The organism is Neobacillus mesonae (assembly GCF_023715155.1).
In the GTDB taxonomy this organism is placed as follows: domain Bacteria; phylum Bacillota; class Bacilli; order Bacillales; family Cytobacillaceae; genus Neobacillus; species Neobacillus mesonae_A.
Genome location: NZ_JAMBNQ010000008.1, coordinates 1 through 12102 on the forward strand (window position 1 = coordinate 1; position 12102 = coordinate 12102).

At 38.8% G+C, this 12102-nt stretch carries 11 protein-coding genes and 1 other RNA gene; 7 read left to right on the forward strand and 5 right to left on the reverse strand.

The window, feature by feature from the left end; genetic code table 11:
• Nucleotides 1–219 precede the first annotated feature (219 nt).
• Complete coding sequence (locus tag M3183_RS09355; RefSeq protein ID WP_251468810.1) at nt 220–417, forward strand: hypothetical protein; 198 nt, start codon at nt 220–222, stop codon at nt 415–417.
• A gap of 86 nt (nt 418–503) precedes the next feature.
• Nucleotides 504–1622 (forward strand): alanine dehydrogenase, encoded by a 1119-nt coding sequence (gene ald / locus M3183_RS09360; protein ID WP_251468812.1) that lies wholly within the window; start codon nt 504–506, stop codon nt 1620–1622.
• Between the two features lie 44 nt (nt 1623–1666).
• Here the strand turns inward: ald and ssrS are convergent.
• Together ssrS and M3183_RS09370 are read right to left on the reverse strand one after the other, a co-directional pair.
• A non-coding RNA gene (gene ssrS, locus M3183_RS09365) (6S RNA) lies at nt 1667–1863 on the reverse strand.
• A 137-nt stretch (nt 1864–2000) separates the two neighbouring features.
• On the reverse strand, nt 2001–3098 hold the full coding sequence (locus M3183_RS09370; RefSeq protein ID WP_251468815.1) for a M24 family metallopeptidase: 1098 nt from the start codon (nt 3096–3098) through the stop codon (nt 2001–2003).
• Nucleotides 3099–3279: 181 nt separating this feature from the next.
• Here M3183_RS09370 and M3183_RS09375 point away from each other — a divergent pair, with 181 nt between their 5' ends.
• From M3183_RS09375 to M3183_RS09385, 3 genes are all read left to right on the forward strand, one after another.
• Entirely contained in the window at nt 3280–3960 is a 681-nt protein-coding gene (locus M3183_RS09375; RefSeq protein WP_251468817.1) for a metal-dependent hydrolase, read from the forward strand.
• Between the two features lie 234 nt (nt 3961–4194).
• Nucleotides 4195–4428 (forward strand): hypothetical protein, encoded by a 234-nt coding sequence (locus tag M3183_RS09380; protein WP_251468819.1) that lies wholly within the window; start codon nt 4195–4197, stop codon nt 4426–4428.
• Between the two features lie 174 nt (nt 4429–4602).
• Complete coding sequence (locus M3183_RS09385) at nt 4603–5922, forward strand: CBS domain-containing protein (protein ID WP_251468821.1); 1320 nt, start codon at nt 4603–4605, stop codon at nt 5920–5922.
• Between the two features lie 56 nt (nt 5923–5978).
• Here the strand turns inward: M3183_RS09385 and M3183_RS09390 are convergent, their stop codons facing one another.
• Nucleotides 5979–6290 (reverse strand): YtpI family protein, encoded by a 312-nt coding sequence (locus M3183_RS09390; RefSeq protein ID WP_251468823.1) that lies wholly within the window; start codon nt 6288–6290, stop codon nt 5979–5981.
• A 359-nt stretch (nt 6291–6649) separates the two neighbouring features.
• Here M3183_RS09390 and M3183_RS09395 point away from each other — a divergent pair, with 359 nt between their 5' ends.
• Nucleotides 6650–7582, forward strand: coding sequence for a DHH family phosphoesterase (locus tag M3183_RS09395; protein WP_251468825.1), 933 nt, complete (start codon nt 6650–6652; stop codon nt 7580–7582).
• A gap of 41 nt (nt 7583–7623) precedes the next feature.
• On the opposite strand, the gene ytrI is transcribed toward M3183_RS09395, so the two are convergent.
• Together ytrI and ytrH are read right to left on the reverse strand one after the other, a co-directional pair.
• The gene (ytrI, locus tag M3183_RS09400; RefSeq protein WP_251468827.1) at nt 7624–8127 is read right to left on the reverse strand and encodes a sporulation membrane protein YtrI; all 504 of its coding nucleotides are present in this window, start codon (nt 8125–8127) and stop codon (nt 7624–7626) included.
• Nucleotides 8124–8459 (reverse strand): sporulation membrane protein YtrH, encoded by a 336-nt coding sequence (gene ytrH / locus M3183_RS09405; RefSeq protein WP_251468829.1) that lies wholly within the window; start codon nt 8457–8459, stop codon nt 8124–8126. Before ytrH ends, ytrI begins: the two co-directional genes overlap by 4 nt.
• A gap of 155 nt (nt 8460–8614) precedes the next feature.
• Between ytrH and dnaE the strand changes: the two genes are divergently transcribed.
• Complete coding sequence (gene dnaE / locus M3183_RS09410) at nt 8615–11980, forward strand: DNA polymerase III subunit alpha (RefSeq protein ID WP_251468832.1); 3366 nt, start codon at nt 8615–8617, stop codon at nt 11978–11980.
• Nucleotides 11981–12102 lie beyond the last annotated feature (122 nt).

The window sequence follows — 12102 nt, forward strand, 5'->3', positions numbered from 1 at the left end:
TTTCTTTTAGACATTTACAATGAGCTACATCCCCAGCGGGGATAAGCATGGAGGAGCCGTATGCGATGACCCGCACGTACGGATCTGTGAGAGGCGCATGAAATTTTTTCATGCGCCTACTCTATTTTTTGCCTAAAAATTTTCCTTAAACAGGATGTTCACCCAAGACATTGCCGGGCTGATTGCATAATCTTTAGTGACAATACATGAGGAGGTTACATGATGAATACAAATATGTATATGGGCCCGAGTTATCAGCATATGTCTTATTATCCTGCTATGAATTATCAAACGGGTGATACCCGTCTCTGGGGTGGATTTGGCTGGGGCTGGGGAAGACCTTGGGGATTCTGGGGAGGACCATTTGGCTTTGGTTATCCGTTTGGATTTGGTTTTGGCTATCCGTTTTTCATTTAATAATCAAAAAATGCCTTGCCTCCTTTGGCAAGGCTTTGACCATATTATTCTGAATGTAAGAATTATAGTAATGGGAGGTAAGAACCATGCGGATTGGAGTACCTAAAGAAATTAAGAACAATGAGAATCGGGTGGCAATGACGCCTGCAGGGGTTGTCAACCTTACAAAATTTGGCCATGATGTGATGATTGAAAAAGGCGCAGGACTCGGTTCGGGATTTTTAGATGAAGATTATAAGGCAGCAGGAGCTGTAATAGTGGAAACTGCAAAGGAAGCATGGGCGGTGGAAATGGTGATGAAGGTAAAAGAACCTCTGCCAAGTGAATATCAATACTTCCGTGAAGGCTTAATTCTATTTACATATTTACATTTAGCAGCTGAACCGGAATTAACGAAAGCAATGCTTGATTCAAAAGTAATTGGAATTGCCTATGAAACTGTTCAGCTTCCCAATCGCAGCCTGCCATTATTATCTCCTATGAGTGAGGTTGCGGGAAGGATGGCTGCCCAGGTTGGAGCCCAGTTTTTAGAAAAGATATATGGAGGAAAGGGTATTCTTCTTTCAGGAGTTCCTGGTGTGCATAGAGGAAAAGTGACAATTATTGGGGGCGGTATGGCTGGAACAAATGCCGCAAAAATGGCGGTTGGATTAGGCGCAAGGGTTACGATTATCGACTTAAACCCCGAGAGACTTAGGCAATTAGATGATATCTTCGGTTCGGATGTTACGACTTTAATGTCAAATCATTATAATATTGCTGAAGCCCTCAGTGATTCGGATCTTGTCATTGGAGCGGTTCTTATACCAGGTTCAAAAGCACCAAAGTTAGTAACGGAAGAAATGGTTAAGTCGATGAGGCCCGGCAGTGTAATTGTAGATATTGCGATTGACCAAGGCGGTATTTTTGAAACTACCGATCGAATTACAACCCATGATCAACCAACGTATGTAAAACATGGTGTTGTCCATTATGCGGTAGCTAATATGCCGGGGGCTGTGCCTAGAACCTCAACAATTGCCCTGACAAATGTGACGGTTCCATATGCAATAGATATTGCTAATAAGGGATACAAAAAAGCGTGTCTTGACAATGAGGCATTGTTAAAAGGGATTAATACACTTGAAGGTTATGTTACCTATAAAGCAGTTGCTGAGGCTCATAAGGTGGAGTATAGAGATACGATGGAACTTCTCTTGCGATAATAAAAAACCAGCATCTAAACGATGCTGGTTTACTTGTGAAATAAAAGCAGGCCGCATTTGCCGTACTTATTATAAGAAAGTTTTAAACCACCACTCCTCAAAGTGGGTGTTCGCACGAAGCTTCCTGCTTGTCCTCCATGTCCTATAGACAGAGGTTTGTCATTTCATCTTCGTAATAAAAACTCCCTATTACAGTTTAAAGGTTAAAACTTTATTATCATTACGTACAACGCAGCTTGTATAAGTATAATACTGCAAAATCATTAAAAATTCAATGTAAATAACTGTAAAAATTTTATCCTGTATTTACGGGCAGTGATCCCCCGCTTCAGTATAAGCCAGGAATGGGGAAACTCCTCACTAATTTGAATTCTTACTTTATTTTATGATTTGCAGTTCTTTCGGGAATTTAGTCAGTACTTTTACACCATTTGCCGTAATATAGACATCATCCTCAATTCGAACTCCTGCAACATTTGGTACGTAAATGCCTGGCTCAATCGTATAAACCATGCCCTCTTCAAGGACAAGCTGGTTTGTTTCTGTCATGGATGGATACTCATGTACACCAATTCCAAGTCCATGTCCAAGTCGATGAGGGAAATATTCACCATAGCAGGCATCTGCAATTACTTTTCGTGCGGTGAGATCAACTTCGGCAGCTGTAACTCCTGGTCGGCTTGCATCTATTGCAGCCAATTGCGCCCTTAACACAGTATCATAGATTTCTTTTTGTTTATCATTGATATCACCATATGCAACAGTTCTTGTAATATCCGAGCAATATCGGTCTACCACTACTCCTAAGTCAAATAAAACCAAATCTCCTTTTTGAATTTTGGTCTCTCCAGGATTTCCATGAGGCGAGGCGGCATTGGCACCGGTTAAGACCATGGTGGAAAAGGACATTTCAGTAACCCCTTTTTTCTTAAGGGCGTATTCCAGGGCATTTAGGACATCAAGTTCTGTTTTTCCTTCCTTAATTTCGCTTGCCCCAAATTCAACAGCATAGTCTGCAAGAGCACAAGCTTCTTCAATCTTTTTCAATTCTTTTGCATCTTTTATCATGCGAAGCATTCTAATTTTTTCTTCTGCTGAAACAAACACAGCATTCGGGAACAAATGCTGGAGCTGCTCATATCGGTCTACATTCATATGTTCCTTTTCGATGGAAGCCTTGGAAATATGATTGATTCTTTTATTAATAGATTTTTGAATTAGTTCCCAAGGGTTTTCGATATCACTAAAACCGATAATTTCTTGTGACCAGCCAGCCTGCTTTGCATCATGAACCTCCATTGCCGGGCAAACTAAAAATGGTTCTGCTTCCTGAAACACTGCTAATGCCAGCAGCCGTTCGTGGGGATCAGTAAAATAACCGGTTAAATAAAAGACATTCTCTGAAGAGGTTAGGAAACTAATCTCTATTTCATTTTCCTTCATCCATGCTTGCAGCTTTTCTAATCGCTGATTCATTTATTTTCGGCCTCCTTAAACATGTAAATCCATTTTGAGAGTATCAATTTAAAATCAAAAAGTAAACTATCAGAAATCCGCAAGTCCTAAAACAAGAAGGATTTGGGTATAAATAGAGAAGGAATTTTCATTTTTTTATGGAAGTACAATATAGATCAAATTTTTTAAAGGAGCTGGTAAGATGAAAATCTCATATCATGGACATTCAGTAGTTCAAATACAAACAAATGGAAAGACCATATTAATTGACCCGTTCATTACTGGCAATAGTTTAACTGATCTTAAGGCTGATGAAGTAAAAGCGGATGTGATTATCTTAACGCATGGTCATAATGATCATGTGGGCGATACAGTCGAGATAGCGAAAAGAAATGATGCCCTTGTAGTGGGCAATGCAGACCTTACTACTTTCTTAAGCTGGCAGGGTGTCAAAACTCATGGAATGAATATTGGTGGTGCTTACCAATTTGATTTTGGAAAAATCAAGTTTACCCAAGCTTTCCATGGTTCAGCCTTTGCAACCAATAATAATGAAATCGTTTATTGTGGAATGCCTACAGGTGTTTTGTTCAGTAATGAAGGAAAGACCATTTACCATGCCGGGGACACGGGTCTTTTCTCAGATATGAAATTGATTGGTGATCGTAATCAAATTGATGTTGCATTTCTGCCGATTGGTGATAATTTCACCATGGGACCTGAGGATGCTGCCTATGCTGCTAAGCTTTTACAGGCGAAGACAGTTGTTCCTATTCATTACAACACATTCCCGCCAATTAAACAGGACCCATATCGTTTTACGGAATTACTAGTAGATAAAAATGGCAAAGTACTAAATCCTGGAGAATTTATTGAAATATAGAAGTTATTCCGCTTAACGGGCGGTAAGCCCCCCGCTTCAATGCTTAGTGTAAGCTAGAAGCATTGAAGTGGGGAATCTTCTGCTCGTAGAAGCCCGATTGGTTCAACTAACAATCAGTGGGGGATGAAAAAAAACCACTGATTGAAGTTTCACTTTATTAGGTTTTCACATACTTTTTTTCCTCCCTTATGCATAAAAATGAAACAAGCAGTTTTTTTAAGGGAGGAAATAGTGTTGAAGAAAAACAGATACTTATTGTGTTTATTACTTTGCGGTTTTATGCTTTATTTTGCTGTTCCAAGATTATCCGTAACAGCTGACGGACTTCAGGGGATTTTCGCGATTGCTTGGCTTGCATTTGCTCTGATGGTGATTGCAGGCAATTTAACCGGCTTGCTTTATGCACCGAAAAGACAAACAAATAAAGTGCAGACTCAGGACTTAAAACGAAAATCCCGCTCATTGTAATAAAAGGTTTTGTTAAAAAATCCGATCCTTCAGCACCTTTTCAAGGTGCTGAAGCTTTTTAATGTAAGAAACGACATTGAATCAGGCCTTTTAAAACTTTATAATGGAATTTAGATATAATTTTCTGGTAAGCAGGAGAGAGATATGAATTCGAAAGTATAAAGGGTGAAGGTCTTGGCTACAAAACACGAACAAATATTACAGTATATTGATGGACTTCCAGTTGGTGAAAAAATATCAGTCAGACAAATTGCCAAAGCAATGAATGTAAGTGAAGGGACGGCCTATCGCGCAATCAAAGAAGCAGAAAATAAAGGATATGTCAGCACTATTGAACGGGTAGGAACCATTCGCATAGAACAGAAGAAAAAGGAAAATATTGAAAAGCTGACATTTGCTGAAGTGGTAAATATCGTGGATGGCCAAGTTTTAGGCGGACGGACAGGATTACATAAAACTTTGAAGCAATTTGTTATTGGTGCCATGAAATTAGAAGCTATGATGAAATATATAGACGCTGGGAGCCTTTTAATTGTCGGTAACCGGATAAAGGCACATGAACTTGCTTTAAAGGCAGGAGCAGCGGTTTTAATTACAGGAGGTTTTGACACAGAAGAGCATGTAAAAAGGCTTGCCGATGAACTCGAACTGCCAATCATCTCCTCCAGCTATGACACGTTTACAGTTGCAACACTAATTAATAGAGCAATCTATGACCAGTTAATCAAAAAGGAAATTATCTTGGTAGAAGATATTTTAACCCCTTTATCAGAAACTTATTATCTTAAAAATACAGATAAGGTCTCAAAATGGCATGAATTAAACCAAGAGACCACCCATAGCCGTTATCCTGTTGTTGATCAAAATATGAAGATTCAAGGAATGATTACAAGTAAGGATATTCTAGGTCAAGACCGGGAAACTGCTATTGAAAAAATCATGACGAAACATCCAATGGCAGTAAACGGCAGAATCAGTGTTGCTTCAGCAGCCCATATGATGGTTTGGGAGGGGATTGAAATGCTGCCGGTAATTGATGATTCGAGTCGTTTAGAAGGAATCATCAGCAGGCAGGATGTTTTGAAGGCACTGCAGATGAATCAGGGACAGCCTCAAGTGGGTGAAACGATAGATGACATCGTCACAAATCAAATGGATATCATGAATAATAAAGAGAAAGGTGAAAATGTTTTTACGTTAGAAGTGACTCCACAGATGTCCAATCATCTTGGTACGATTTCATATGGGGTATTTACAACACTTGTTTCTGATGCGGCTAATCGAGTATTACGCGGTTACAAAAAAGGTGATTTGGTCGTTGAAAATATGACAATCTACTTTATTAAACCCGTTCAAATAGAAAGCAGGCTGGAAATATATCCTAAGGTTTTAGAAGTTGGACGAAAGTTTGGAAAAGTGGATGTGGAAGTTTTTAATGGCGGAACTCTGGTAGGAAAAGCTTTGATGGTATGTCAGCTGCTTGATAGAAGCTGACATATATTTTATCTTACATAATGAAAGCCGCTTCCATCAAGGAGCGGCTAAAATGATTAGTTTTCTGTGTTTAATTCCTCTGCTTCTTTAATGGCAAAGGGAAGATAGTGTTTATATTTTTTGAATCCAATCCAGGCAAAGTAAGCCCCATAAAGAATAAATATGACTGCAATAATGTAATTTACTGTGGATTCAGCAATATAAATCAAATGATTTAACCCAAATAAAAAGACAAATAAGCCAAGGACAATATTTGACTTAGCAGATAACCATTTCTTTTCAACAGGACGGCTGCTTCTAAAATATTTTGTTTTATAAAATAAATAGAAAACAAGTAAAATAATAATGAGAAACACGAAGATAAACATGCTCTACTCCTTCCAGTTTAAAATCAATTTTAATACCGCCTTTAACGGGCAGTAAAACTTCCGAATTAAGGTTTAGCATTAGCAAAAGGGATGGGGGATTAACGGCCCATAACTGCCTGATTCATTCATCTAAAAAATTGTATTGAAGTTTCACTTTATTGTAACTTTAATTAGTGAAAAATGCCATAAGAGGTTTAAGTTATCTCGTGCTTACGGGGGAGTAAGACCCCGCTTCGAAGGAAGTATGAACGAGGGGATATCTGCCCGTATAAGCCAGATTAGTAAAACTAACAGCCAGCAGAGGGTGGGAAAAACCCCGTTGATTGAAGTTTCACTTTATTAAATGTTAAGGAGCGCTTATGAAAGAGAAAATATTAGAAACTATTAAACAATATGAAACCATCATTGTTCACCGGCATGTCCGTCCAGACCCTGATGCATACGGATCCCAAGGCGGTCTGGTGGAAATTTTAAAAGAATCCTTTCCTGAAAAGAAAATTTATGCAGTCGGCAATGATGAACCGACTCTCCAATATATGCGGATACTTGATGTAATCGATGATGAAGTATATAAAGGAGCATTAGTCATAGTTTGTGATACAGCAAATACCGAAAGAATATGTGATTCCAGATATCAAATGGGTGACAGGCTGATTAAAATTGATCACCATCCAAATGTTGATCCATATGGGGATTTAGTATGGGTAGATACAACGGCAAGCTCCTGCTCTGAGTTAATATATGACTTCTATTTATTTGGAAAAGATCAGGGATTGAAACTAAATGATGAAGCGGCAAGGCTGTTATTTGCAGGAATTGTCGGGGATACTGGTCGTTTTCTTTTTCCAAGTACCACAGAAAAAACATTTGCTTATGCTGGGGAGTTAATCCATTACAAGTTTTCACGGCCGGAATTATTCGACAAAATGTACGAGCTCGAACCTAATATTATTAAGTTAAAAGGGTATGTACTGCAAAACTTTGAGTTTCATAAGAATGGTGTGGCTGTTGTTAAACTAACAAAAGAGCTGATGAAGGAATTTCAGGCAAGACCTGCAGAGGCTTCTCTATTAGTTGGAGTTTTAAGTGATGTAAAGGATATTAAGGCCTGGGTATTCTTCATTGAAGAATCAGACCAAATAAGGGTCCGCCTCCGTTCTAAAGGACCGGTTATTAATGAGGTCGCCAGGAAATTTAATGGCGGAGGCCACCCGCTGGCAGCCGGAGCTTCTATTTATTCATGGGATCAAACAGCTGATGTAATAAATGAATTAAACAAGGTTTGTGAGTAGATTATAAAAAAATGGAACGGCCAGTGAAAGCTCGGCCGTTTCTATTCATCGAATTGAATTTCCAGCTGCACGGTTAGTGTGGTAAAAATAATCATTTCTTTTACCTTTAATTTATACCTTTTTTCATTGATTTTAATCGGTTTATTTTCAATGATTTTTTTTATTAAATCCTTGCTTTTAGCGACGGTTTCCAAATCCTTTGCTAAAACCATTTTAATGTCATCGCGAACAGCTTCTTCTGTTTCAAAGACACTGAAATCGTCCAGTTTATATCTCTGGGAATTAGTAATTTTAATTTGAATCTTTTGAACAGTGATTTTTTCTAAATTACGGTTATTTAACTCCCTATAATCTTCCTGCCATATCTTAATATCATGATTAAGTTCTAAAATATCCTGCCGCTGTTTACGAATAAGCTTTGCATTATCTTCCTGCCAGACCCCAAAAATATATAAAAAAATGCACCAGCTTATCGCACCGCCAATGGCCATACCAGCAAAAAAGCGCTGCCATGATGGTCTCCTGTAATAGGGAGGGATTCTCATGATATATGCTCCTGTGTCATCCAATTTATGATAAGGGCGCCTGTCTGGGCTCCTCCTAAAGCAGACAGGATTAATAAAAATTGTTTAAACAAATCTTTTGTATCTGCATTTAACAGTCCCCGTTCAAACGTGTAGACGGCGTCAAATGTACCGCCAATCGCCGCAACAATTGCCCATATTCGAAGAGCAGAGGACAGCCGGTAGACGGTGGTCAATGGAGGCTGTCCGGTCAAAAAGGAAGCAATTCCCCCAATCAATGAGCCGCCGAGCAAGACTCCCAGGGCTATAAAATAACTTTCAATAAAAGCAGGAAAAAAGCCGATTTCTTTCATTCTTCCTCCGTCCTTTAATTAAAATAAATACTCATACCACCATTTATATGGACAGGCATAGGGAAATATGAATTTTAAAATGAGAACATATTTTCTTTTTTCTAAGTAAAGATTTATAATAGAATTTGAATTCATGTATTTAAGGGTGTGATGAAATGGCTTTTATTCACCTGCATGTTTATAGTGCGTATAGTTTATTAACAAGCACAGCCTCAGTGCCTGAGTTAGTAAAGAAAGCTCAGGAAAAAGGGTTTCGTGCGCTTGCTTTGACGGATCGAAATGTAATGTACGGAACAATTGAATTTTACAAACTATGTAAACAGCATGGGATTAAACCCATAATTGGTTTAACAGTGGATGTGGAAGGCACACGGGATAGTCATGATGCATTTCCGCTTGTGCTTTTAGCAGAAAATGAAACAGGATATAAGAATCTATTGAAAATTTCCAGTGCGGTTCAGACGAAGTCTGAAAAGGGAATTCCATATAAATGGCTGCGGCATTATGCTGCTGGTCTTATTGCGATTACACCAGGCATAGAAGGAGAAATTGAACAGGCCTTATTAAATGAGGAAATTGAAATTGCAAAGGAATTAATTCAAAAATATATTGCTCTTTTTGGCAGTGGAAACTTCTTTCTTTCCATGCAAAATCATCAATTAAAACAAGAAGCAGCTATTTATCCTCAAATATTATTGCTGGCAAAAGAAATGAAAGTCCCGCTTGCAGCGACCAACCAAGTATACTACATCGAAAAGAATGATATGTTTGCTCATGAATGCCTCCTGGCCATTAAGAATGGAGATAAATTACAGGATGACACTCGTGAGAAATTAGGAAGCGACCAGTTTTATCTAAAATCAGCGGAAGAGATGGACGGTGTTTTAGCTGATTTTCCGGAAGCGATAGAAAATACACTTCGAATTGCCGAACGATGCAATGTGAATATTGAATTTAATAGGACGTACCTGCCTGCTTTTCCGACTGGTGATGAAAGTCTGTCTGCAGAGGAATACCTGGAACAGCTGTGCCGCAAAGGCCTAATGGAACGCATTTCTTCTCCTTCCGAGGAGTATATAGAAAGATTGACCTATGAATTAACAGTCATTAAAAAAATGAAATTTAGTCATTATTTTTTAATTGTTTGGGATTTTATGAATTTCGCAAGGGAGAATGGTATCTTAACAGGTCCGGGCCGGGGATCGGCAGCGGGATCACTCGTTGCTTATGTTTTATATATTACAGATGTTGATCCGATTCAACATAACCTTTTATTTGAGCGATTCTTAAACCCTGAAAGGATTTCAATGCCTGATATCGATATTGATTTTCCAGACCATCGCCGGGACGAAGTGATTGATTATGTTGCAAGAAAATATGGCGAGCTCCATGTAGCCCAAATTGTTACATTTGGTACATTGGCAGCCAAGGCTGCCTTACGAGATGTTGGACGTGCCTTTGGATTGAATTCAAAGGAATTGGATTATGTATCAAGATTAGTGCCTTCAAGGCTGGGGACCAGCTTATCAGCCGCATATAAAGAATCCGAAGGTCTGAGGAAATTTGTTAACGATACACCCATGAATCAAAGGCTTTATGAAACAGCCTTGAAATTAGAAGGGCTTCCTAGACACACCTCTACACATGCTGCTGGTGTTGTGATAAGCGAAAAACCGCTTATTGATTTAGTTCCCATTCAGCAGGGTTCCGGTCATGTTTATTTAACTCAATATTCAATGGAATATCTTGAGGAAATGGGTCTTCTTAAAATGGACTTTCTCGGACTGCGGAATTTAACCTTGATTGAAATGATTCTAGCCTCTATTAAACGTCATACCGGGAAGACTTTGGACATCCACTCGTTCCCTCTTAGTGATTCAAAGACTTTTACATTATTAGCAGCAGGAGAAACGACCGGGATTTTTCAGCTTGAATCCGAAGGTATGAGAAAAGTATTAAAAAGATTAAAACCGTCACGGTTTGAAGATATTGTGGCAGTTAATGCTTTATATCGTCCAGGGCCGATGGAAAATATTCCGCTTTTCATTGATCGGAAACATGGGCGGGAGCCGGTTGAATATCCACATCGTGACCTAAAGCCTATTCTCGAGAATACGTATGGTGTTATTGTATACCAGGAACAGATTATGCAGATTGCCTCGAAAATGGCAGGATTTTCACTTGGTGAGGCTGACCTGTTACGAAGAGCTGTATCAAAAAAGAAAAAAGAAGTGCTTGACCAAGAGCGGCATCACTTTGTTCAAGGCGCACTTCAAAAGGGTTATAAACAAGCAGCTGCCAATGGAATTTACGACTTAATCGTCCGTTTCGCCAATTATGGGTTTAACCGCAGTCATGCGGTTGCTTATAGTATGATTGCTTATCAATTAGCCTATTTAAAGGCGAATTATCCAGTCTATTTTATGGCAGGGCTATTAACATCTGCAATTGGCAATGAGTCGAAAATTGCCCAATATGTAATGGAAGCAAAACAAAAGGATATTACCGTTCTTCCACCGTCCATAAATCAGAGCAGTTTTTCTTTCAAAGTTGAAAACGGCGCTATCCGCTACGGCCTTGCTGCTATTAAAGGTGTAGGTGCAGCGGCTATGAAGGAAATTTTTCAAGTTAGGAAGAAAAAAAGGTTTGCAGATTTATTCGATTTTTGCATAAGAGTGTCCAATAAGGCTATTAACCGAAAAACATTGGAATTTCTTGTTCACTCCGGGTCCTTCGATGAATTTGGCATGGATCGGGCGGTTTTACTGGCAAGTCTGGATGTTGCCATAGAACATGCCCAAATATTCAAACCGGATGACTCCAATCAAATTGATTTATTTGAAGAAGAATTTAACCTTAAACCGAAATATGTCATAGTTGACCCTATCAGCCAGGAACATAAACTATCATTTGAAAAAGAGGCGCTTGGACTGTATCTTTCTGATCATCCAATTTCCATTTATGAAAAAGAACTTAGTCAAAGTGGTGCACAGCCTTTATTTCATTTGAACTCAGGCTCTCATCGGGCTGCTGTTGGCGTTTATATCTCTGCGTTAAAAACCATTCGCACAAAACGAGGAGAGCTAATGGCATTTTTAACTATCAGTGATTCTAGCGGAGAGATGGAAGCAATCGCATTTCCCAATATTTATAAAAGGTTTTCTGTACTATTAAACCATGGAAACTTTGCATTGCTGGAAGGAAAGGTTGAAGAGAGAGAGGGGAAACTGCAGTTTATCATTCAGCAGGTTCATGAAATCGGTGAATGGCTAAAAAGCCATTCCGACAAGCAGTCTGTACTATATTTAAAAATCAGTAAAGATAAAGATGAAGAAATAGTTCTTAAGGACGTGAATCACCTCCTTGAAAACAATAAAGGGAAAACGAGTGTTATTATCCATTTTGAAGCGGTTCGGAAAACTCTCCGTTTAGGCATGGAAAAAAATATCACCCCAACGCCTAAATTGATGCATTCTTTAAAAGAAATACTGGGAATGCAAAATGTGGTTCTAAAAGATTAAATCTTTACAACTATTGAGATTATGTTATATTGTTAAAGGGACAGGCGTGGTCTGACCACCGCCATAATAGTTTTTTTATCCCGCATTATCGAGAAGTAAGACCGCAGCTTCAAGGTTTAGCA

Coding starts and splice junctions, on each gene's coding strand:
- ald (WP_251468812.1), top strand. CDS start 504: ATGCGGATTGGAGTACCTAAAGAAATTAAGAACAATGAGAATCGGGTG.
- dnaE (WP_251468832.1), top strand. CDS start 8,615: ATGGCTTTTATTCACCTGCATGTTTATAGTGCGTATAGTTTATTAACA.
- M3183_RS09370 (WP_251468815.1), bottom strand. CDS start 3,098: ATGAATCAGCGATTAGAAAAGCTGCAAGCATGGATGAAGGAAAATGAA.
- M3183_RS09375 (WP_251468817.1), top strand. CDS start 3,280: ATGAAAATCTCATATCATGGACATTCAGTAGTTCAAATACAAACAAAT.
- M3183_RS09395 (WP_251468825.1), top strand. CDS start 6,650: ATGAAAGAGAAAATATTAGAAACTATTAAACAATATGAAACCATCATT.
- M3183_RS09390 (WP_251468823.1), bottom strand. CDS start 6,290: ATGTTTATCTTCGTGTTTCTCATTATTATTTTACTTGTTTTCTATTTA.
- ytrH (WP_251468829.1), bottom strand. CDS start 8,459: ATGAAAGAAATCGGCTTTTTTCCTGCTTTTATTGAAAGTTATTTTATA.
- ytrI (WP_251468827.1), bottom strand. CDS start 8,127: ATGAGAATCCCTCCCTATTACAGGAGACCATCATGGCAGCGCTTTTTT.
- M3183_RS09355 (WP_251468810.1), top strand. CDS start 220: ATGATGAATACAAATATGTATATGGGCCCGAGTTATCAGCATATGTCT.